This is a genomic window from Rhizobium sp. CFBP 8752 (genome assembly GCF_014842035.1).
Lineage (GTDB): Bacteria > Pseudomonadota > Alphaproteobacteria > Rhizobiales > Rhizobiaceae > Neorhizobium > Neorhizobium soli.
Map to the genome: position 1 here is coordinate 487,394 of NZ_JACYUZ010000003.1, position 22,425 is coordinate 509,818.

Sequence of the window (22,425 nt, forward strand, 5' to 3'; positions counted from 1 at the left end):
CCGTATTCGCTGCTGTCGACGATCAACTAGATAAGGCCGCTGGCGATTGACGCCGGCGGCCTTTCTGCATCTAGCCGAGGCTCTTGCCGTATCGCTCGAAGCTTTCCTTCAGCACCGTCGTGCTGGCGCCTGGCTGCTGCGGCCGGCGGTAAATGCCGGCATCGACATTGGACGGTTCCTCGAAGTGATCCTTGATCCAGGGAATGTATTCGAGAATGGTCGACGCGGGATGCCAGTAGCTGAGATGGACGTGAACCTGGCTCATCTCGCCTGCATGCGGTACGACCGGCAACCGGTGGGCCAGTGCCAGATCCGCAACCTGGATATATTCGGTGACGCCACCGAGACGCGTGACGTCAGGCTGGACGTAGGACACGGCACCGGCTGATATGAACGCCCGGAACGCATCAACGGTATAGAGCTGCTCGCCAAGCGCGATCGGGATCGTGCTGCTTCTCGCAAGGGCCGCATGTCCGGCAATATCGTCGTACCAGAGCGGCTCCTCGAACCAGTAGATATCGAGATCGCGGGCCCGCTCGCAAAACCGCTGGCAAGTGGGAAGATCCCATTTGCCATTGCCATCGATGGCGATCCGCACGTCTGGGCCCAGCCGCTTGCGCACCGCTTCCAGGCGGCGCACATCGATATTGGGATCGTCATGGCCGACCTTGAGCTTGATCCGGGTGAAGCCTTCTTCCTCCACGGCGCGCGCCGACCCGGCCAGCAGGTCCTCCAGCGAAAACGACAGCCAGCCGATATCGGTATTATACGCCTCGAGACGATCGGTTCTTGCGCCACCGAGCAGGCTCCAGAGCGGCACGCCTGCCTTCTTCGCCTTGAGATCCCAGAGCGCGACGTCGACGGCGGCCAGCGCCAGATGGGTGATCCCCGCACGGCCGACCCATTGCAGGGACGGATAGCGTGCGAGTTTGGTCCAAAGACGCTGATGTTCGTTGGCATCCTCGCCGATCAGCAGCGGCGCGTAGCAATCCCTTATACAGGACGTGATAAGCCGGTCGGAGGCCAGATGGGCATGGGTGCCGGTAAAGCCGTAGCCCTTCAGCCCGTCGGTGGTTTCGATCACGGTGCCGACGACACCCCAATGGGTGATGCTGTGGGTGCTGTCGGAAATCGAGTCCGAGGTCAGCGGCAGATGCAGGATGAATGGCTGTACGGATTTGATCTTCATTCTTGGGCTCCTCCTCCCGGTGGTAGACATCAGTCTGTTTTGACGTGCCCCTGCCGCTCCAGATAAGGCAGGTCAGGCAAGGCGATGTTTCGCGATGCGGCAGCCCCAATGCGGGCGATTGCGCGGTCGCGTGAGATCCGCAAATGCCTCTCCAGCGCATCGCATGCGGCGCCGATATCGCCGGAAGCGAGCGGCGAAAGCACGTCGAGATGCTCCAGCAGGAATGGCTCGCCGTCATAGCCGGTGGCCTTCGGCTGATAGAGAAAATGGTGGGCGACGAGGATCGCCTGCGGCAGGCTGATTGCCTGCATCAGCGCGCGGTTGTCGCAATATCCGAGAAGCTCCGAATGCAGCTGATGTTCGACGCGGTCGAGCATGTCGCCGGTGACCGTCTCGGCGGCGGCGATCGCCTGCTCGACGAACTCGATGCATCCGGTCACGTAGCCATCGGGCAAATGCGGAAATGCCTGCGCGAGTGCCAGCGGTTCCAGCACCCAGCGCAGCTCGTAGAGCTGGCCGATATGGACAGGCGTCAGGCCCGGCGCCAGCCAGCGGCCGGCATCGTCCTTCAGCACCACGCCGCGTTGCTGCAGCCTTGCCATCACGTCCCGTGCTACGGTTCGGCTGACACCGTGGGCTGCGGCAAGCGCTGCTTCGTTGATACGCCAGCTGGCAAGCGAGGTGCGGGAAACGATCTCGATCTCGATCTGGCGGTAGATCAGTTCCCAGCTCGACAGGAAATGGATCTTCTCGTCGGAGCCGGCAGGATGGTCCGAGGGCGCGACGGGCGCGGCGCCGCTTTCCGAGGACAGGATCTGGTATCCCCTGCCCGGGACGCGCTGCATCAGGCCTCGCAGTTCAAGCTCGCCCAAGGCATGGCGCGCTGGCGCCCGGCTGATGCCGAAGCGGTCGGCAAGGCTGGTTTCGGTCAGATACGTGCCGGCAGACAGCGCACCGGAGGCGATCTCGGATGCCAGTATCTCGCACACACGTTGATGAAGCCTCGGGGACGGGCCAGCCATTCGGGTCTCCAGGACATGAAACGCAATCGATCGAAATCGCCGTGCATGGATTGCATCTTCCAAATCGGATGTCTAGTGTAGACAAAAGACATTGTGGAGGATGTCCTGACATGCCGACTGGGAATGACAGAGCGTGCGTTTCGCTTGTGGAGCTCGATCGCTTCTGCCGCGAGGTTCTTCTGGGATGCGGCGCCGACGCTGCGACGGCAGACGCTGCAACGCGGGCGATGATGCACGGAACCCGCCATGGCGTGGATAGCCACGGGGTGCGTCTTCTCGACCATTACGTGACTGCGCTTGAAGGCGGGCGCCTCAACAAGGTGCCGAAGCTAAAGCCCGCTGGCGGTTTCGGGGCGGTGGAAACGCTTGACGCGGATCACGCGCATGGCGCACTCGCGACCTATACGGCGATGGACCGAGCGATCGCGCTCGCCCGTCAGTTCGGCATCGGCGCTGTGGCGATCCGCAACAGTTCGCATTTCGGCCCGGCCGGCGCCTATGCGCTGGAGGCGGCCCGCCAGGGCGTGATCGGCTTCACCTTTTGCAATTCCGACAGTTTCGTGCGCCTGCATGAGGGCGCATCGCGCTTCCACGGCACCAACCCGATTGCCGTCGGCGTGCCGGTGGAAGGGCAGGATCCGTGGTTGCTGGACATGGCAACCAGCGCCATTCCCTATAACCGCGTTCTGCTCTACCGCAGCATGGGCACGACCCTGCCGCAGTCGGTCGCGTCAGATGTTTCGGGCATCGACACGCTCGATGCGGACAAGGCCGACATGCTGGCGCCGCTCGGCGGCGAATTCGGCTTCAAGGGCGCGGGTCTTGCCGGGCTTGCGGAAATCCTCAGCGCTGTCGTGACCGGCATGAGCCTGAGTTTCGACCTCGCCCCGATGGGCGGTCCCGATTTTTCGACGCCTCGTGGTCTCGGAGCCTTTGTCTTTGCGATCCTGCCGGAGGCGTTCGGCGATCGGGAGACGTTCGATGCGGGCATGACACGCTATCTGGATGTGCTGCGCAGTTCGCCGGCCCGCGCCGACTGCCGAGTCATGGCGCCGGGCGACCGGGAATGGGTGGTTGCGGCGGATCGACAAGCATCCGGCGTCACGCTCGATCCGGCGACACACGCCGCTTTCGGAGTTCTTGCGGGTCGCTACGGGGCGCAACTGCCGGTTTTGGAGATGCCGGCACAGTCACAGGTTGATGGCACTTGACTTCCCAAAATTGGTAAGACAATCTGACCGCATTGCGCGTCGGGAGGATGCGTGGAGGACACCATGTTCGTCGCCCTTGAGCCGCGCCGCCTTTACAGGCAGGCCGCGGAACAGCTTCGTACGCTGATCGAAGCCGGAGAAGTCCGGCCAGGTGAGCGGCTGCCGGCCGAGCGTGAGCTTGCCGAGCGCCTTGGCGTGTCCCGCCCCACCATTCGCGAAGCCCTGATCGTGCTCGAAGTCGAGGGTCTGATCCAGATCCGCATGGGATCCGGCGTCTATGTGAGCGCCAGATCAAACCGGCAGCCGGAAATCCTTGCCGCCGATGACAGCGATGGTCCTTTTGAAATCCTGCAGGCGCGCTGCCTGATCGAGAGCGCTATTGCCGAAGAGGCAGCCCGCAAGGTCGACAGCGAGAGCATCGCCAAGCTCAATTCGATCCTTGCGGAGATGGAGGGTTCGCTCGACGATTCGCACCAGGCGCTGGCGCTGGACCGGGCGTTTCATACGGCGATTGCGGACATGATCGGCAATTCGGCGCTCAACCGCTTTACCGGCCTGATCTACGACAAGCGGCTGTCGCCGTATTTCACCAAGCTGGCCAGCTATTTCGAAGGCCCGCACACCTGGAAGGCAGCACTCGAAGAACACAAGATCATTCGCGACGCGCTTGCTGCGGGCAACCCCGCCGATGCGCGCGAGGCCATGCGGCAGCATTTGACGCTGTCGCAGAAGAGATTCTCGGAAAGCTTCGGAGAGGAGCCGACGAGGAACGACTGATCCGACCGCGAGGAGGCGGCGGATCGAGACGATAGTTTGAGATTTCAATTCGGGAGGAGAAAGTTATGTTGAAGTTTACCACTATTTTAGGTGCCGCCGCCGTCGTCATGGCGTCGGCAATCGGCGCACAGGCGCAGACAGCGCTCAAGTGGGCGCATGTCTATGAGACCTCGGAGCCGTTCCATACGGAATCCGTATGGGCTGCGGGCGAAATCGCCAAGCGCACCGAAGGTCGCTACAAGATCGATGTGTTTCCCGCTTCGCAGCTGGGCAAGGAAGCCGACATCAACCAGGGTCTGAAGCTCGGAACGGTCGACATGATCATTTCCGGCTCCAGCTTCGCGGCCCGCGATTACAAGCCGATCGGCGTGACCTACTTCCCGTACATCTTTCGCGATCCGGCGCACCTAATCGCCTATGTGAAGAGCGACGTCTTCAAGCGTCTCTCCAAGGGGTATGAAGACAAGACCGGCAACGTGATCACCGCCGTCAGCTACTACGGCACGCGCCATACGACATCCAACAAGCCGATCGAAAAATGCGCCGACCTGAAGGGCGTCAAGATGCGCGTTCCGGACGTTCCGGCCTACCTTGCCATGCCACGGGCCTGCGGCGCCAACACCACGCCGATCGCCTTTGCGGAAGTCTATCTCGCCCTGCAGAACGGCACGGTCGACGCCCAGGAAAATCCGCTGACCACGATCGAGGCGAAGAAGTTCTTTGAAGTCCAGAAGAACATCGTTCTGTCCGGTCACATCGTCGACCATCTCAACACGGTCATTTCCAAGAGCCGCTGGGCAAGCCTGTCGGACGAAGACAAGAAAATCTTCACGGAAGTGACGCAGGAAGCCGCCACCCGCACCACCAAGATCATTGAGGAACGCGAAAAGGCGCTCGTCGAGGACTTCAAGAAGCGCGGCCTCAACGTTGTTGAAGTCGACAAGGCCGACTTCGAAAAGACGGTGCTCGAGAAGGTGACCTTCGAAGAGTTCGGCTACGCGAAATCCGATTGGGAAGCCATCCGCGCCATCAAGTAACGCGGATCACGCCAACGTTCGCGCGGCTCGCAAGAGCCGCGCCTTCCCTTCGTGAAACTGGATCGGATCCATGTCGACATCCCCGGAAATCCACACTCAGGTGACCCCTGAGGAGCTTGCCCATACATTCGACGAAGCGCCCGTCGATGTGGACCTTAAAATCTATGCCTTCGAGGACTGGGTCACGCTTGCCCTGTTCTGGGTGATGACGGGCTGCGTCTTCCTGCAGTTCTTTACCCGTTACGTCCTCAACGACAGCTATGCCTGGACAGAGGAAATCGCCGTCAATTGCCTGATCGGCGTGGTTTTCCTCGGTGCCGTCATGTGCGTGCGCATGTCGCGCCACATTCAGGTGGACGTTCTCTATCACTACCTTCCGCCGCATGTGACGCGCATCATGGCGACGTTGGTCGACATTATCCGGGTCGGTTTCTTTGCCTACGGATCATGGCTGATGTGGCGGTACATGGAAATCGTCGAGGGCGAGGAGATGGTCACCGTAAACCTGCCCCGCAACATCGTCTTCTACAGCGTGCTGGTTGCCTTCGTGCTGATGCTGCTGCGCTCCATCCAGGTTTTCGTCGCCAACATGCGCCGCGGTTATTCGGTGCTCGAGCGCCCCGAAGAATTCCAGAACGCCGAGGATTGATTTCATGCTGCTGCTTATCGGTTCGTTTCTTCTCCTGATGGTGCTGGGTCTTCCGGTCGCCATCTCCATGGCAACCTCGTCGGTCCTCTACATCGTCTTTTACAATGTTGCGCCTGACATCATCGTCGCGCAGCGGCTGATTGCCGGTGTCGAGAGCTTCCCGCTTCTGGCTGTTCCCTTCTTCATTCTGGCCGGCAACCTGATGAACAGCGCCGGCGTGACCGGCCGCATCTACTCTTTCGCAGTCGCGCTGGTCGGCTGGATGAAAGGTGGTTTGGCGCAGGTCAACATCATCGGTTCGGTCATCTTTTCCGGCATGTCCGGAACAGCGCTTGCCGACGCTGCCGGCATCGGCACGATCGAGATCAAGGCGATGAAGGACCACGGCTATCCGATCGAGGCCGCCGTCGGCGTCACCGCGGCATCGGCAACGCTTGGTCCTATCTTTCCGCCATCGCTGCCCTTCGTCATCTACGGGATGATGGCCAACGTTTCGATCGGCGCGCTGTTCATGGCCGGCATCGTGCCGGGCGTCGTCATGACGGTGCTGATGATGCTGACCGTTGCCATCTTCGCCTATGTGAAACGCTGGGGTTCCGATACGCCGTTCAGCTGGAGGAATATCCTCAGCGCATCGACGGAAGTCCTTGTTGTGGCGATGGTGCCGCTTGGTATCTATCTGCTGACGCTGATGGGACTGTCGCTCAACCTGTCGATCCTGATCGCGCTCGTCGTGCTTCTCGCCTGCGACTGGTATTTCGACTTCTCCGCCGTCATGGCGCTGATGACCCCGGTCATCCTGATCGGCGGCATGACGATGGGTTGGTTCACGCCGACGGAGGCAGCCGTTGCCGCCGTGCTGTGGTCGCTGTTCCTCGGCCTCGTGCGCTATCGCACCATGACCTTCAAATCGCTTGCCAAGGCAACCTTCGACACGATCGAAACGACGGCCTCCGTGCTGTTCATCGTGGCCGCGGCCTCCGTCTTTGCATGGCTTTTGACGGTCAGCCAGACGGCGCAGCTTCTGTCGACGGCGATCACCAGCCTGACCGACAGCAAGTGGGTGTTCCTGATCCTCGTCAACCTGTTGATGCTGTTCGTCGGCTGCTTCCTCGATACGATCGCCGCGATCACCATCCTGGTGCCGATCCTGCTGCCGATCGTGCTTCAGTTCGACATCGATCCGGTGCATTTCGGTCTGATCATGACGCTGAACCTGATGATCGGCCTCTTGCATCCGCCGCTCGGCATGGTGCTGTTCGTCCTGTCCCGCGTCGCGAAACTATCCGTCGAGCGCACTACGATGGCCATCCTGCCCTGGCTGGTGCCGCTGCTGCTCGCACTGGTGCTGATCACATTCGTGCCGGCAATCACGCTGTGGCTGCCGACTGAAATGGGCCTGATCCGCTGATACCGACAAACATTCCGCGTCGGGCAACCGGCGCGGAATGACCGATCGAAACGCATGAAACGAGGCTATCCCCATGCTTACCCGCGTCGTCCGCCTGCATGGCAAACGCGATCTCAAGGTCGAGAGCGAGGGTTATAAAGCTCCTCGCCCCGGTGAAGTGCTCCTGCGCATGGCGATGGGCGGCATCTGCGGCTCTGACCTGCATTATTACCAGGACGGCGGCTTCGGCCCGATCCGCGTGCGCGAACCGATCATTTCCGGACACGAAGCATCCGGCTTCGTCGAAGCGATCGGAGACGGCGTTTCCGGTCTCAGCGTCGGCACCCTGGTCGCCATCAATCCGTCCCAACCCTGCGGCCATTGCCATTATTGCGGCATTGGGCAGCCGATCCACTGCCTCGAAATGCGGTTCATGGGCAGCGCCATGCGCCTGCCGCACGAACAGGGCATGTTCCGCGATCATCTCGTGGTGCCGGCAATCCAGTGCCATCCCGTGTCGGCCGATGTTTCGCCTGAGGAAGCCGCCTGCGCGGAACCGCTCGCAGTCTGCCTTCATGCAGTCTCCCAGGCCGGCGATCTCAAAAACAAGCGCGTGCTGGTGACCGGCGCTGGACCGATCGGCCTTCTGACCGTTGCAGCCGCCCGGTATGCAGGCGCTGCCGAGATCATCGTGACGGATCTCGCCGATGCAGCGCTTGCCCGGGCTCCCACCATGGGCGCGACCGATACGGTCAACGTGGCCGAAAACGCGGAAGCGCTTTCGCCCTATCTCGAAGGCAAAGGCACGATCGATGTGGCCTTCGACTGCTCTGCCGCCGGCCCAGCGCTTCGCACCGCTCTTGCAGCCTTGAAGCCGAGAGGAACTCTTGTTCAGGTGGGCGTGACGGGAGACGTCACGATCCCGCTCAACATGTTGGTCGGCAAGGAAATCAACTGGCGCGGTTCGCAGCGCTTCGATCGCGAGTTTGCAGAAGCGGTGGATCTGATTTCTCGGCGCGCCATCGATGTGCGGCCAATCCTTTCGCATACCTATCCACTCGAGGACGCGGTGAGCGCCTTTGAACAGGCTTCGGACCGTTCCGTCGCCTGTAAGGTGCAGATCGCACTTTTCGACCATGAAACGGGAAGAACAGAATGAAGCATACCTGGCGGTGGTTCGGACCGATCGACAAGGTTTCGGTAAGGGATGCGGCGCAGGCCGGCGCGGAGGGCATTGTCAGCGCCCTGCATCACATCCCGACAGGGGCCGTATGGCCGGCCGACGAGATCGAGAAGCGACACGCGGAGATCAAGGCCGGCGGCCTTTACTGGGATGTGGTCGAAAGCGTGCCTGTCTCGGAAGAGATAAAGACCCAGACCGGCGACTGGCGCACCCATGTCGCCAACTGGCAGGAAAGCCTGCGCCGCCTTTCGCAAAGCGGCATTCGCACAGTCTGCTATAATTTCATGCCGGTCCTCGACTGGACCCGCACCGACCTGCGCTGGGAAACGCGGCACGGCGCAAAGGCAATGCGCTTCGACCTTACCAATTTCGTCGCCTTCGACATCCATATTCTGAAGCGACCGGATGCGGCCGCCGATTATCCGGAAGCCCTGCAGGACAAAGCGGCGAGGCGCTTCTCCGAGCTCGCGGACGACAGGATCGCAGCACTCGGCCGCAACATCGGTGCCGGGCTGCCGGGCTCGGCGGACGGCTACTCGCTCGACCAGCTTCTGGAAAAGCTGAGGACTTACCACGGCATCAACCGCGAAAAGCTGCAGTCGAACCTCGTCGATTTCCTTTCGCAAGTCGTCCCGGTGGCCGAACAGGTGGGGATCAACATCTGCGCTCATCCGGACGATCCGCCATGGCCGCTGCTTGGCCTGCCGCGGATTCTTTCGACCGAAGACGATTACGCCCATATGCTCAAAGCAGTCGACAGCCGCGCCAATGGCGTGACGCTCTGCTCCGGCTCGCTCGGCGCACGTGCGGATAACGATCTCCCCCGGATTGCCGAGCGTTTTGCCGACCGCATCCATTTCGTCCATCTGCGCAATGTGACGCGCGATGAGGACTCGTTGCCCTGCTCCTTCTTCGAAGACGAGCATCTCGAAGGCGGTACCGACATGGTGGCGGTCATCGCCGCCCTGTTGAAGGAAGAAAAGCGGCGCCATCGCGAAGGACGTGAAGACCACAGGATTGCCATGCGGCCGGACCATGGTCAGGAGATCCTAGACGATCTCACCCGTGGCGCTCAGCCGGGCTATCCGGCCATCGGCCGGCTGAAGGGACTGGCGGAACTGCGCGGCATCGAGCGCGCGCTCAGCCATCCGCAATTTGGAGCAAAGGAATGACCCTGCAGAGACTTTCATCCGCGACGGTGTTGCCTGAAACCGTAACCGGTCCGACATTCGACCGCACGAAACTTCGCCCCGGGATCGTGCATTTCGGGCTCGGTGCCTTTCACCGGGCGCATCAGGCGGTCTACACCCAAAAGGCGCTCGAGGCGGAGTTCGGTCCCTGGGGCATCGTTGCCGTCAACCTGCGCTCGCCGGAGCCGGTCAAAGCGATTGCCGAACAGGACGGGCTCTACTCGATCACCGTGCGCGACACCGAGGGCGATCGTTCCCAGGTGATCGGTTCGACCGTCGACTGGATCTGCGCTGCGGACCAGCGCGACCAGGTTCTGGCCTATCTCGCCAGCCCCGACATCCGGATCGTCACACTCACCGTCTCCGAAAAGGCCTACGGGCTGCATCCGACGACAGGCGGCCTCGATCCCGATCACCCCTCCGTTGCCGCGGATCTTCAAAACCCGCAGGCGCCGGTCGGCCCGATCGGTTTCATCGTCGAAGGGCTGGCGCTTCGACGCAACCTGGATGTCGCGCCTTTCACCGTGCTCTGCTGCGACAATCTTCCGTCCAATGGCAAGATCCTGCGGCGGCTGGTGCTCGACATGGCAAACCGGCGCGACCCCGCTCTTGCCGAATGGATTGCCGAGAACGGTGCATTTCCCTCGAGCATGGTGGACAGGATCGTGCCTGCCGCCACGGAAGAAACCCGGCAGCGCGCATCCCGACTGCTCGGCGTCGAAGACGCACTGGCGCTCGATACGGAGCCGTTTCTGCAATGGGTGATCGAAGACGAGTTCGTCTCCGGCCGACCGCAATGGGAAGCCGCCGGCGCCCTCTTTGCCGTCGATGTCGAGCCCTATGAAAAAATGAAGCTGCGGCTTCTCAACGGTTCGCATACGCTGCTTGCGCATCTGGGCCTGCTGGACGGGCTGGAATGCACACGCGACGTGATGACGGTCGAACGGCATGTTGACGATGTCGAGCGACATCTCAAAACCGTGGTCAAGACGCTTGACCCGGTCCCGGGAATCGACCTGTCGGCCTATATCCAGCAGCTTCTGCAACGCTTTGCCAACCCGACGATCGCGCATCGTTGCGCACAGATCGCGATGGATACGAGCCAGAAGATCCCGCAGCGGATTTTTGGTCCCGCAGCGGAGGTTCTCGCCGAGGGCGAGGATGGGGCGGCCTATGCGCATGTCGTCGGCGTGTGGCTGGCGGCCGTTTGCCGGCTACAGGACTGCAACGATCCGCGCCGCGACGAGCTTCTCTCCGCCGCTGCACGGAGTTCGGACGAGCACCCCTCGGCCCTGTTTTTCGAGATCCCGGGCCTGTTTCCGCAGGTTCTGATCGATTCCCAGGCATGGCGCGCGCTGGTGGACGCGGAAATGAAACAGTGGCGCTAGGGCGTTCCTCTGTCTGCTAGAACGACAAAAAGCCCGCACTCGGCGGGCTTTTTGCACTTCTGAACGACGGTAACGGAATACGCCGCCATGGCTAGAAGCCGAGCGCCATGCCGTCCTTGCGGCTGTCCGACCCGCCCTCGAGCAGGCCGTCGCGGATGCGAATGGCCTGACTGCCTCCGATCGGGCTGGTGACGATCTTCAGCACATGGCCCCTCGCTTCAAGATCTGCCCGCACCGCCGGGCTGACGGTGGGCTCGAGTTCCAGCACGCCGCCGAAGCCGAAACTGCGCGGCACGTCCATGGCCGCCTGCAAATCGAGACCTCTGTCGATCACGCCCGACAGGAAGGCCGCATGACCCGCTGCCTGGTAATGGCCGCCCATCACGCCAAACGGCATCACCGTTTTGCCAGCCTGCGTCACCATGCCGGGAATGATCGTGTGCATCGGGCGCTTCGACGGGCCGATCGCATTCGGATGCCCCTCGATCAGCCGGAAAGACGCGCCACGGCTGTGGAACAGCACGCCGGTCTTCGGGTCGAGACGCGTCGAGCCGAAGGGATGGAAGATCGAATTGATAAAGGAAATCGCGTTGCCCTGCGTATCGACGACGCAGAGATAGATCGTGTCCTTGTGTTCTGGCTCGTCCCACAGAACCGGCGGCAGTGCCTTCTTCATGTCGATACGGCTGCGGAGCGTCGCAACGACTTCGTCGGACAACAGCTGTTCGGCAACGCCCGCGCAATGGTCGGGGTCTGCGATCAGGGCGTCGCGGTGATGATAGGCGATCTTGGTCGCCTCCGCGTGGACATGGATCCGATCCGCCTCGTCCATGGCGGCGAGATCGAAGCCTTCGACGATCTTCAGGATCAGCAGCGCCGCCAGCCCCTGTCCATTCGGCGGGCACTCGTGGACGTCGAAACCCTTGTAGCTGGCGCTGACCGGATCCACCCAGTTCGCGCCATCCGTGCCGGCCTCGAAATCCTCGAGCGTGTGCAGACCACCGAGCGAGCGCAGATGGGCAACCATCTTTTCCGCCGTTTCCCCTTCGTAGAAGGCGGCAGCCCCGCCTGCAGCAATCTCCTCGAGGCGGTCTGCCAAAAGCGGCTGACGGATGACATCGCCTGCAACGGGCGCCTTGCCTTCAGGCAGAAACACCGCAGCGGCGTGGCTGTCGCCGGCGATGACTTTTTCATTGCCCTTCCAGTCCATCGCGACACGAGGCGTGACGGGAAAGCCGGAACGCGCATAGCCGATCGCGCGCATGAACAATTGCTCGAGCGGTAGAGTTCCATGGTCGGTGTGGAGACGGCACCAGGCGGAAATGGCACCCGGGACGGTGACCGAATGCGGGCTTGTCTGGGGAATCTCGCCGTTTATGCCGAGCTCTGTAAGGGCTGCAACGGAGGCGGCGGCAGGCGCGCGGCCCGAACCGTTGAGCGCCTTGACCGCACCGCCCGCAGGTGCGTAGAGCGCAAAGCAATCGCCACCGATACCGGTCATCAGGGGATCGACGACGCATTGGACGGAGACAGCCGCAATCGCTGCGTCGACAGCATTGCCGCCATCCTGCAGGACTTCCAGACCGGCTGCGGTGGCGAGCGGATGCGACGTGGCAATCATCGCGCCGGTCGAAAGGGTCGACGGGCGCTTCGCGGAAAAGAAATCGAAATCAGACATGTCATTCCTTTGTTTCACTGACAGCCTGTCATGGCCTCAGCGCCTACGGGTCCAAACGTCATCATATTCGGAGGGATGTCGGTCAGCGGCAAACCTTTCGGCAGCCCGCCGCCCTTGGATGGTAACCTCCATCAGGCAATCGGCTTTCACGATAGTGCAGCGAACGGCAAACCTGCAACCGCAAGGAAGGAAAGGCGGTCTCGCAACTTCGTTTGAGCACTGAAACCTGCGGGCGCACCCCTACGTTTGCGGCCGTGTCGTAAGGCTGTCGACACAAGCACCGTTGAAAGAGTTGTTTGGGATTGTCTGAGGGAAGCCCAGCAAAACCGATCCCATCTGCCGCCACCCGTCTTTGGCAGACACGGCGTAGGGTCGTTCATGCGGTTCGAATGTCCTGCAACTCAAAACACCCGCAGCTTATCGTTACGGGTGTTTTGAGACGATTTGGTTGAGGGGCCCGAGTGCACCGTGACTTGTAAAATCGACCACCTTGAACGGAATCGGACCGGCTACCCCGGAGTTCACTAACTTTGAGGCATTGTTGTTCTTTAGTTGGGCAACGACTGAGCTCCGGAACGGACGGAATGGGCCGTGAGAAGACTATCAGCTATAGGGACTTCTCTCGCAGAAAGCAGCCACCAGCGAAGCCTAACTCCCGAGGACCACGGCCGAGGTTGAAGTCGGAACAGCGCTCCACGAGAACATCGCTGGACCGTCAGCGCCAGAAGCGGATGCCCGCGCTGGCGCTATCCACGTCCATTTCGGGATCGCACGCTGTCTGTTGGACATCCAGACGTCCTCGCTGACTTGATCTCAGACGCAGATCACTGGGATCGAGACACCGTCAGAAACGCATGGAAAAGCCCAATACCGGGCCATGCTGGGTAACGTCCCAGCGAAATTTGTTTCCGGTGAAATCGTCCGTTTCGTAGTCTTGCGAAAGCACACGATACCCAACGCGCAAAATCGTTGGATGATTGAACATGTAGGTCCGGTATCCGAGATAGGCCTGGGCATTTATTGCGAGCTTCGAACCAATATCGAACCCGCCAATGTCGGCTTCGCCGGCTAGGTTCCACCGGTCGGAAAGGTCTGTGCTCAGACGCATGCCCACGAACGGGTCAAGCCAGTCCGCAGACTTGTTTGCCGAGGTGAAGCCTGCATCAGCATGCGCTTCGAGTTTTGTCCAACGGATGCCGACCGTAGGCTCGACGGTGAAATGCCGCGGTTCACCAAACACCGTGTCGCCCCCAAGTGCGAGGTCGTAGACGCGGTAGTAAGCGCCGGCTGCCAGAATAGTCGTCTTGATCTTCAAGCCGACCTCGAAGTCGGCGAGATCCTCGTCCTGGCTGGTCTGAACGTACTGTCCATCAAAGTAGAAGCCGAAAAGTCCGTTCGTCACTTCGACATTGCCCATGGCCGCAAGATCGAGGTGTTTGAAAATATCCGAAAACGGAATATCGACATTGCTGTCCAAACCTGCCAGCGACGCATCGCCATCCAGGGACGCAGCCCAGACATAGGGACTGACGATGATGCTCCATTCACGGTCAGCAAGTAGATCAGTCGCCTGATCTTCGGCGGATGCGGGAAGCGACGATGCGAGCGTAAGTCCAGCCGCGAGAATGATGTTGTAAAACATAGGTTTCTCCCATCGGAACCTGTGCGTACTTCCACGATATCACTATAGTTTTTGCTTGCAAGCAGTGGTTATTCACGCGTAACATATTTCGACTTTTCGTGGAAAACTGAATGCGGGCGTATGCTTGTGTCGTGATGCTCGCGGAGGGGGGAAGCATGAGATTTCGGTTTGGCACCAAGTACGATCATCTCACCAGCGACCTGCCGTGCAAATGTTGCGATCCCGTATTGCAGACGCTCACCCACCGAATGAATGCCGATCTCCGGCGCCGCGGATTTTTCGTCGGCGCCGCTGCGATGCTGGCGGGGTTCGGGATGGCGGGTCTGCCGAGCGCCGTGCGGGCTCAAGCAACGCCGACAAAAGCCGTGTTGTTCGAAAACGTGCGCATATTCGACGGTATGTCGGAAACGTTGTCCAATCCATCCAATGTGCTGGTGATCGGAAACCGGATAACGTCGATTTCACCGTCACCGATCCAGATTCCAGCCGACCTTTCCGTCACGCGAATAGCGGGCGGCGGGCGAACGCTGATGCCGGGCATGATCGACGCGCATACCCACATCATGTTTGCGACGGTTCCCCAATTGGCCGTCCTGACGTCTGATATCGGCTTCATCAATGTCGCGGCAGTGAAGGCGGCCAACGACACCTTGATGAGGGGGTTCACCACAATTCGCGATATGGGCGGCCCCTGCTTCGGGTTGAAGCGCGGCATCGATGCCGGGCTCGTTCCCGGGCCCAGGATCTGGCCATCGGGTGCGTTCATTTCGCAAACGGGTGGCCACGGCGACTTCAGGCTTCCGATCGACCTCCCCGCGCGGCCGGACGATTTCACCTACAGTGAGCGTGTGGGCGGCTCGGCCATTGCCGACGATCCCGGCACGGTCCGAAAGCGCGCCCGCGAACAACTGGCACTCGGCGCGTCGCAGATCAAGATCATGGCGGGTGGAGGCGTGTCATCCGCGTTCGACCCGCTCGATGTGACGCAGTTCACGCTTGAGGAAATGGAAGCGGGCGTCGGCGCTTCGGAGAACTGGGGGACCTACGCGACGGTTCATGCCTATACGCCAAAAGCAGTCGCCCAGGCGGTCGCCGCTGGCGTTCGGTGCATAGAGCATGGCAACCTGCTCGACGACGAGACGGTGGCCCTGCTCGCGGAAAAAGGTATCTGGTGGTGCCTACAGCCCTTTCTGGACGATCAGGACGCAACGCCCTTTGCCGAGGGGTCGCCAAACAGACGCAAGCAACTGCAGATGTTTTCCGGCACCGACGCCGCCTACGCGCTTGCCAAGAAGCACAAGGTCAAGACGGCCTGGGGTACCGACACGCTGTTCGATGATAAGGCAGCCGCGCGGCAGGGTGCACAACTCACAAAACTCACCCGCTGGTACAAGCCTGCCGAAATCCTGAAGATGGCGACGGGGGACAATGGCCAGCTACTCGCGCTCTCCGGCCTTCGGAGCCCTTACGAAGGGAAGCTGGGCGTGGTTCAGGAAGGCGCACTCGCCGACTTACTGCTGGTCGACGGCGACCCGATTGCGGACATCGCCTTGGTCGAGGACCCGGCAAAAAACTTCCTTGTGATCATGAAGGATGGGCAGTTGAACAAGAACATTGCTGCGTAGATCAGTTCGTCCTCTGGACGTCCCCTCCCACGGAGATCATTGCATCACGCCGATATCGGTCACTTGGCAAACCGCGCCTTGAGTTGCTCGACCACCGAGTGATCCATATTGGGCGGATCGGTCAACGCGATCCAACTGTCGATGTAGTCCTCCGGTGCATAGACGTGGCCAAACCCCATTGGCGATGTTGTGCCGATCGCCATGTCAAATGTCAGTTGCAGCATGGTCACCACGGGAAACCACCTGAGCCGCGGCGAGACATCCGGGCCTCTTTCCCCCTTCATCCAATCCGGCTCCTTGAACAACGAAGCAGTTTCAAAAAAGACGATCGGGTCACTGGCATATTGCAAGTAGACAAACCGTATCGGTCCCCAGGACGCATCAAACTGGACAGGAGGGGATGCCTGGTTCGCAAAGCGCACCAAGGAACCATCGCGAAACCTGGGAAGCCACGCAGGCGAAAGGTCTTGCCGCTTATCTGTGATTGTGCGCCATCTTTGACTGCGGAATGGGGGACCGGTCCAAAGTGCTCCCTGGAACGGATCGGCCACAACATCATAGATGTCCGTCGATAGCTGCGAATTGAGCGCACCGAGGCTCAAGCCATACAGATAAAGCTTCGGCCGCCGTTCACGCGGAAGCGTTTTCCAGTGGCTGTAGACTTCGGTGAACAATGCCCTCGCCGCAGCCTGACCATTGTCCGGCTCCACCATCAACGATAACCAGCTTGCAAGATAGGAATATTGGAGCGCGACGCTGGCCACATCGCCGCGGTGAAGAAACTCGAGCGTGTCCATGGCGGCGGGGTCGACCCAACCGGTTCCTGTCGGAACGATAATGACAAGGATTGATCGATCGAAGCCTCCCTGTCGCTGAAGCTCTCTCAGGGCGAGCGCGGCTCTTGCTTCCACCGTATCGCCGTTGTTGAGCCCGACATAGGCGCGGATCGGCTCCTCGGCTGTCTGCTGCCAGAACGCGCCGACGTCGGGCGCAGTGGGGCCAGAGCTGACAAAACGGCGCCCCTGCAGTCCAAGGCCCTCCCACGACACCAGTGAAGATGCGCTCCCGGTTTTCGCCTGGTCGGTCGGTTCAGGAGTGTCGTCGTCAATCAGCGCGTCCACTTTCTGGAACGAGGCATCCGTTGCGTCCAGCGCCCATCGCAGCAGCAGCCCCTGCCCGGCAGTCCAGAACAACAGGGCGGCCAGTGTTACGCCTAGGGCGTTCGCCACCCGTCGAGGAACGTACCTGTTGATCCACCCCGAAAGACCGCGAGCCGCAAGCTGAAAGACACGTCCTGTAAAGAGCAGCACGGCGAAGGCGAGGATGGCAACGGCCGCCAGTTTCAAAGGTTCAGCGCTATCGAGCGCATCCATGCCCCAAAGTGAGCGAATGGAATTTTGCCATTCGACCGCGTGCCAGAGAAAAACACCCAGGATGGCAATGGCAGCGATGAGGAATGCGACCTTCAGAGGTCGTTCCCTGCTCGAGGCGCGAGGAAGTTCCAGGTAGCGCCAAAGCCAAGCCACTGCCACGCCCGCCATATAGCCCACGGCGGCGCAGACGCCCGAAAGCGCTCCTTGCACCAGGTAAGACCGAGGCAAGAGACTTGGAGTGAGAGAGGCAGCAAAGAAAACAAGCGCGATGAACGTGCCTGTGTGGGACAAAGAACTAAGAAAACGTCGGACCATTTGGTACATCAAACCGCTCCTAACCGGAGTTTCGCTACCCATAGCATCACATCGCGGGAAATCGTCGCCGACATCATTGCCCTATGCTCAAAGCTGATTTTGCGGTGCGTGCTCGAAAGCGTCGAGACCCAATAGGAGATGGCTGTTCTTGCTGCCCTCAAGCCGCGTCTGATCAAGGGATACCTGTTCGGACTGCCCATGAGCGATAGGGATGCCAGCCAACTCATCGAAATTCAGCAGCAATCAAATGCAAATCAAACAGCATTACAAATCCAGTCAGCTCGAGGGATCAAGATTTGAACCCTTCACTGGATCCGACAGCGTAGTCTCCCCGTTTCAGATGCTGAGACAAGTGTTTCACAAAGCTATTGGCGGCTTGTCATCGAATGCGCAGCGAACGACTGGTTACGGGATTTAGGTCCAAGGTCGCGAATGACCGATTGGCGGGGCGCGGAGATTATTCCCGCATGCGGCCCGAAGCGTCTACCGGCGATCGTAGCGGTGTGCCGCTACGATCGGTTTTTGAGACATTGATACAGGTAATCCGACTGCTGACTGCGGCATCTTCTATTCGGCTACGTCGATGACGATTTTCCCAAATGCTCCTCGATCCAAATGGTCGAAGGCCGCTGGAAGATCGGGCAGAGAATAGCAGGAGTTCACAACAGGGACGATACGCGTCTGATCGATCGCTCTAACGAACCTTTCCAGCGCCGTCCTGCTCCCAGTTCCAATACCATGAACTGTTATGTCCTTGAGCATCAGCGGCATAGCTGCGGAACTGATGTCCCAACCGTCGAGCACGCCGATCTGACAGACTTGACCACCCACCGTCGTGACCTGGATGGATTTGCCGAAATGCTTGCCGCCAATAACCTCCAGGGCGACGTTCACGCCTCGGTCCGACGTCAACTGGTAAACCGTTTCCATCCAGTCGGTGCTTGCGTCGATGAAATGGTCCGCGCCCTGGGCCTTCGCGTAGTCTTCGTTTTCAGGTCGACCACAAACGATCACCCTTGCACCGTGAGCTTTTGCGATCTGCAGTCCGAACAGAGCAACGCCGCCGGTGCTCGGGATGAGCACCGTATCGCCAGCTCGAACGCCCGCCCGCTCGACGAGCGCAAACCAGGCCGTAAGACCAGCGACTGGGAGTGTGCAAGCCTGCCGGGCGGTGAGTGTCTCAGGTGCCACGACAAACCAGTCTTCCGGCATCGCGACGTATTCAGCCAGCACACCCGGATAAAAGCCACCTAATGTTTGATAGGCGGGCGTTCGGGCAGTGCCGTCGCGCAGACCGTCGATCCAGTCCGGCGTTGCCGTCGAGATGACGTTCGAGCCCAACCTCAATCGGGAAGCGCCCTGTCCGAGACCGACGACTTCTCCGGCGAGGTCCGAGCCCGGCGTGAAAGGGAAGGTGAGAGGAAGTCCTCGTCCTGTCTCGACAACCATCTTGTCGCGGTAATTCAGTGCGACCGCGTTCACTTTTATCAAGACCTCTTTCGGACCAGGTTTTGGCACTTCGACATCGTTCAGTTTCAGGTGCTGCCTGCCAACCGCGTCAATTTCCCAGCGCTTCATCGTCGCATCTCCGCTCGTTTCGGAAGACGACTGCGACCCGATAGTTCATCGGTCCGTTCACCCTGTCTTCTGTCACAGTTATGCAGCATGGCGATTGTGGTTGAATATGGTATCAATTCGGCATGACGTATTGCCTTTGAGGATCATAATGGACGGTGCGGAATTTTCCCAACTCAAGGCCTTTGTCGCAGTCTGCGATGAGCGGGCGTTCGGCCGTGCTGCAAAACGGCTGGCGATATCGCCTTCTGCTTTGAGCCGCATCGTCCGCGCGTTAGAGAGCCGTCTCGGGATACGCCTCCTTAATCGAACCACCCGCAGTGTCGGGCTGACGGAAGCGGGAAGCATGCTCTACGATCGCATCAAGCCGATGATTATGGGGATGGATGACGCCGTCTCGGCCGTCGGAGCCTACCAGAGTGAGCCGAAGGGCGTGGTTCGTGTCAATCTGCCGAGCATTGCCGCGCAGATTGCGGTTCTGCCAAGACTGCGCCAGTTCCGTCTTGCCTATCCTGAGGTCCGCCTTGATCTGGTGATAGACAACGATATCACGGATGTCGTTGCGGAAGGTTTTGACGCGGGCGTTCGGATTGGAGGGCAAATCAGCCGGGATATGATCGCTGTCCGGATCACGCCCGATCTGCGTATGGCGGTTGTGGGCGCACCCTCTTATTTTGCTAATCGGCCGCCGCCTCAGGCGCCAGCCGACCTCAAGGACCACCTCTGCCTCACTTACAAGTGGAAAAGCACGGGAGCCCTGTACCCATGGCGGTTCGAAGGTGCAGATGGCGTCCTCGATGTTGATGTCGAGAACGTCGTTACCGTCAACGATACGGAGCTACTCCTTTCAGCAGCTCGCGAGGGACTTGGACTGGCTTACCTCATCGAGGACCTGGTGGAACCCTATTTGAAAACCAACGAACTCAAGCGAGTGCTCGAACCGGCTTGCAAGCTTTTCCCCGGCTTCTATCTCTACTACTCCGAACGCTCTCACATGGCCGCATCTGTTCGGGCATTCATCGATTTCATGAAAGCCAGGAGCTCTTAGACGATCGGCCGATGCGAGAGATTGCTTCCCAGCCTATCAGACGGAGGCAACCGGTAATTCGCCGTTTTGACCCGACCGTATCGCGCGACATTGAGGAAGATGGTGTTGACCGACGGAGGGAAAGGCAGGATGGCGGAAAATGAGTTTGCGATAGACCAATGTCATACACACGCCTTCTGCGATCAATCTCTCGCTCTGAGCACGAAAGGACACGCTCGACGGTTTAGGCGCTATGAAGGTGATCCGGTTGCTGGTAGCACGTTGCATCACATAGGAATGATCATGACCCTGGACGAAACAAACCAAATAATCGTCAACGCTTTTAAGAATAACAAGTTTGGCGTATCACCGACTTCGACACGCGGTGCTGTGCAAAACTTTTCGAAGAAGCACGGCCTCGAAGGTGCCGAATTCACAGAGGCCCTCGCTTCAGCGATCGCAAGCGGCCTTATCGCACCCATGGCGGACTCAGCGCTTACAATTAGAAATGCCGGCCGAGCCATGCTGCCTGCGCGCTAATCCTGTCTTGGGATAGGAGGGAGTGGTCTGATGAATACCCGTTTGCTGGAAGTCGGATGTGAACGACCATTTCGCGATGATCACGCCGTCGGGCAGTAAGCGGGTGATCGACTTCAAGCAGGCGCAACCACGATCGAAGGTCGTCGAGGGCGCGGCAGTGTGGCTCGACCGCCCCAAGGACCTCGTGGATGTTCTTCCTGAGCGAGACTTGTTTTCTCAATTTCCACCGTCTGATCCCGCTTTCTGGTTCCCGAAATTCTCTTGAGAAGCCCGCAGCACCGACGAAAGGAACTAAAATCGCGCAACATCCGTTCTTCAAGTGAATAGAAGATCGGTTCTCAGATGCGCAACGTCGCCAAGCTCGCCTCCATCGTCTCCTTCAGCGGTCTCATGTTTGCCGCTTTCGTGGCCCCTGCCAATGCGTTTCAGTTCCCCGAGCCCCAGGCGAACGCAGAAGCTTTCGGTGGGAACTCGGCCTCGGCATATGCCGAGAATGGACAAGGTTCGGCGACCGCGAATTCCTCCAAGCTGTCGCCGAGCGAAGTCCGACATATTACATGGTGCGCCGCCCGGTATCGGCTGAGCTACGATGCAGTCAATGACGTCCACATCGGCGAAGGCGGCGTCCAGTCGAAGTGTATATCTCCCAGATAATGTATTAGCGGCACCTAACAGCTTTCGTCGCAGCAACAATTTCGTTCAATTATATCAACGACGTCACGCCCAAATGGATTTATCCAGACCGTGTTCTCTGTTGCTAGCAAGGCATGACAGAACTGTCATCTTGCGTCGCTTCCTCTACAGTCGACGCATTATGGCAGCACGAAGAAGTCGTGGCCGCCCTCGCGGAACTGGCCGACCATCTGATGCCGGGGCATCATTGCGAACATAAGCCTTTAGGCCGATCTCGCATTCTCCGGATTCGCCTAGCCACCAATCTCGATCTCAAACGGACCTTGCAGAACCGTGAGTTTCGGGAGGATCTCTATTTCCTTCTGGCGGCCTTCCCAATCGAGTCGGTGCCTCTGCGGGACCGGAGGGAAGACATTCCCCTCATCGCCCAGCGTTCTATGGGACGGCAGAGCGTCGCCCACCGGCGCGAGGTGACGCTGTCGAACGCCAACCTCCAGACCTGCAGCGATATGCCTGGCCGGGCAATGTCCGCGATCTGCAGAACGTGAACGAACGGCCGCCATTTTGGCGCGACAGTGCCGCATGGATTTAAACCTCCCGGACGCTCCTGCACTCAGCAGGGCGCAGCCCTTGACCATCCGATGCGGCTGGAGCGGTCCTCACGGAAGCCAGATGCGCCGGCAAGACTTGGACAATAGCAGCAATGCCCTGCAGCGTTGCAGCGGCAAAGTCTCCGGGAAAGGAGGGGCCCCCGAACTCCTGGACATGGAGCCGACAACGCTCGCCTCGAAGATGAAGGGCGCTCAGCATTGTCTGACGGCTCGGCGCATAGGATCAAAAGTGCGCGTTGCGGGTGGAAACTTCGCTCCAGCCTCGCAGTAAGGTAACCCCCACGCAAAACACCCGCAGCTTGTCGCTACGGGTGTTTTTCGATAATGATGATTTGGTTGCGGGGGCAGGATTTGAACCTGCGGCCTTCAG

At 60.0% G+C, this 22,425-nt stretch carries 21 protein-coding genes; 15 read left to right on the top strand and 6 right to left on the bottom strand.

The genetic code is table 11. The features are described from left to right. Positions 1-70: 70 nt before the first annotated feature. Positions 71-1,189 (bottom strand): mandelate racemase/muconate lactonizing enzyme family protein, encoded by a 1,119-nt coding sequence (locus IFT59_RS18400; RefSeq protein WP_192087737.1) that lies wholly within the window; start codon positions 1,187-1,189, stop codon positions 71-73. A gap of 29 nt (positions 1,190-1,218) precedes the next feature. Beyond that, complete coding sequence (locus tag IFT59_RS18405) at positions 1,219-2,211, bottom strand: GntR family transcriptional regulator (protein WP_192087738.1); 993 nt, start codon at positions 2,209-2,211, stop codon at positions 1,219-1,221. A 110-nt stretch (positions 2,212-2,321) separates the two neighbouring features. On the opposite strand from IFT59_RS18405, the gene IFT59_RS18410 reads away from it, so the two are divergent. From IFT59_RS18410 to IFT59_RS18445, 8 genes are all read left to right on the top strand, one after another. Next, on the top strand, positions 2,322-3,422 hold the full coding sequence (locus IFT59_RS18410) for an Ldh family oxidoreductase (RefSeq protein WP_192087739.1): 1,101 nt from the start codon (positions 2,322-2,324) through the stop codon (positions 3,420-3,422). Between the two features lie 63 nt (positions 3,423-3,485). Then, on the top strand, positions 3,486-4,199 hold the full coding sequence (locus tag IFT59_RS18415) for a FadR/GntR family transcriptional regulator (RefSeq protein ID WP_192087740.1): 714 nt from the start codon (positions 3,486-3,488) through the stop codon (positions 4,197-4,199). 65 nt (positions 4,200-4,264) lie between these two features. Continuing rightward, positions 4,265-5,236: a sialic acid TRAP transporter substrate-binding protein SiaP gene (locus IFT59_RS18420; RefSeq protein ID WP_062454264.1), complete on the top strand. Its 972-nt coding sequence runs from the start codon at positions 4,265-4,267 to the stop codon at positions 5,234-5,236. 70 nt (positions 5,237-5,306) lie between these two features. Next, entirely contained in the window at positions 5,307-5,885 is a 579-nt protein-coding gene (locus tag IFT59_RS18425; protein ID WP_062454265.1) for a TRAP transporter small permease, read from the top strand. 4 nt (positions 5,886-5,889) lie between these two features. After that, on the top strand, positions 5,890-7,296 hold the full coding sequence (locus IFT59_RS18430; protein ID WP_113109244.1) for a TRAP transporter large permease: 1,407 nt from the start codon (positions 5,890-5,892) through the stop codon (positions 7,294-7,296). 73 nt (positions 7,297-7,369) lie between these two features. After that, a complete protein-coding gene (locus IFT59_RS18435; protein WP_192087741.1) occupies positions 7,370-8,434 on the top strand; it encodes an L-idonate 5-dehydrogenase in 1,065 nt (354 codons plus the stop codon). Beyond that, positions 8,431-9,630 (top strand): mannonate dehydratase, encoded by a 1,200-nt coding sequence (gene uxuA / locus IFT59_RS18440; protein ID WP_192087742.1) that lies wholly within the window; start codon positions 8,431-8,433, stop codon positions 9,628-9,630. The genes IFT59_RS18435 and uxuA overlap by 4 nt, the downstream gene beginning before the upstream one ends. Then, positions 9,627-11,036, top strand: coding sequence for a mannitol dehydrogenase family protein (locus IFT59_RS18445; protein WP_192087743.1), 1,410 nt, complete (start codon positions 9,627-9,629; stop codon positions 11,034-11,036). Before uxuA ends, IFT59_RS18445 begins: the two co-directional genes overlap by 4 nt. 91 nt (positions 11,037-11,127) lie before the next feature. Here IFT59_RS18445 and IFT59_RS18450 read toward each other — a convergent pair whose 3' ends face one another. Together IFT59_RS18450 and IFT59_RS18455 are read right to left on the bottom strand one after the other, a co-directional pair. After that, positions 11,128-12,714 carry a gamma-glutamyltransferase family protein gene (locus tag IFT59_RS18450; RefSeq protein WP_249407642.1) on the bottom strand — a complete coding sequence of 529 codons (1,587 nt, stop codon included), beginning with the start codon at positions 12,712-12,714 and terminating at the stop codon, positions 11,128-11,130. Positions 12,715-13,558: 844 nt separating this feature from the next. Further along, positions 13,559-14,356, bottom strand: a complete 798-nt coding sequence (locus IFT59_RS18455; RefSeq protein ID WP_192087744.1) for a hypothetical protein — start codon at positions 14,354-14,356, stop codon at positions 13,559-13,561. Between the two features lie 155 nt (positions 14,357-14,511). Between IFT59_RS18455 and IFT59_RS18460 the strand changes: the two genes are divergently transcribed. Further along, positions 14,512-15,981 carry a metal-dependent hydrolase family protein gene (locus IFT59_RS18460; protein ID WP_192087745.1) on the top strand — a complete coding sequence of 490 codons (1,470 nt, stop codon included), beginning with the start codon at positions 14,512-14,514 and terminating at the stop codon, positions 15,979-15,981. Between the two features lie 59 nt (positions 15,982-16,040). On the opposite strand, the gene IFT59_RS18465 is transcribed toward IFT59_RS18460, so the two are convergent. Then, positions 16,041-17,678, bottom strand: a complete 1,638-nt coding sequence (locus IFT59_RS18465) for an alpha/beta hydrolase (RefSeq protein ID WP_192087746.1) — start codon at positions 17,676-17,678, stop codon at positions 16,041-16,043. Positions 17,679-17,807: 129 nt separating this feature from the next. Between IFT59_RS18465 and IFT59_RS18470 the strand changes: the two genes are divergently transcribed. Further along, on the top strand, positions 17,808-17,969 hold the full coding sequence (locus tag IFT59_RS18470; RefSeq protein WP_192087747.1) for a hypothetical protein: 162 nt from the start codon (positions 17,808-17,810) through the stop codon (positions 17,967-17,969). Positions 17,970-18,236: 267 nt separating this feature from the next. On the opposite strand, the gene IFT59_RS18475 is transcribed toward IFT59_RS18470, so the two are convergent. Then, the gene (locus tag IFT59_RS18475; RefSeq protein WP_192087748.1) at positions 18,237-19,247 is read right to left on the bottom strand and encodes a zinc-dependent alcohol dehydrogenase family protein; all 1,011 of its coding nucleotides are present in this window, start codon (positions 19,245-19,247) and stop codon (positions 18,237-18,239) included. 148 nt (positions 19,248-19,395) lie between these two features. On the opposite strand from IFT59_RS18475, the gene IFT59_RS18480 reads away from it, so the two are divergent. From IFT59_RS18480 to IFT59_RS18500, 5 genes are all read left to right on the top strand, one after another. Further along, a complete protein-coding gene (locus IFT59_RS18480; RefSeq protein ID WP_192087749.1) occupies positions 19,396-20,292 on the top strand; it encodes a LysR family transcriptional regulator in 897 nt (298 codons plus the stop codon). A 282-nt stretch (positions 20,293-20,574) separates the two neighbouring features. After that, positions 20,575-20,811, top strand: a complete 237-nt coding sequence (locus tag IFT59_RS18485; RefSeq protein WP_139283871.1) for a hypothetical protein — start codon at positions 20,575-20,577, stop codon at positions 20,809-20,811. 58 nt (positions 20,812-20,869) lie between these two features. Beyond that, positions 20,870-21,076, top strand: a complete 207-nt coding sequence (locus IFT59_RS18490; RefSeq protein WP_192087750.1) for a hypothetical protein — start codon at positions 20,870-20,872, stop codon at positions 21,074-21,076. A gap of 77 nt (positions 21,077-21,153) precedes the next feature. Beyond that, positions 21,154-21,465, top strand: a complete 312-nt coding sequence (locus IFT59_RS18495) for a hypothetical protein (RefSeq protein ID WP_192087751.1) — start codon at positions 21,154-21,156, stop codon at positions 21,463-21,465. 179 nt (positions 21,466-21,644) lie between these two features. Then, positions 21,645-21,992 (top strand): sigma 54-interacting transcriptional regulator, encoded by a 348-nt coding sequence (locus IFT59_RS18500; protein ID WP_192087752.1) that lies wholly within the window; start codon positions 21,645-21,647, stop codon positions 21,990-21,992. Positions 21,993-22,425 lie beyond the last annotated feature (433 nt).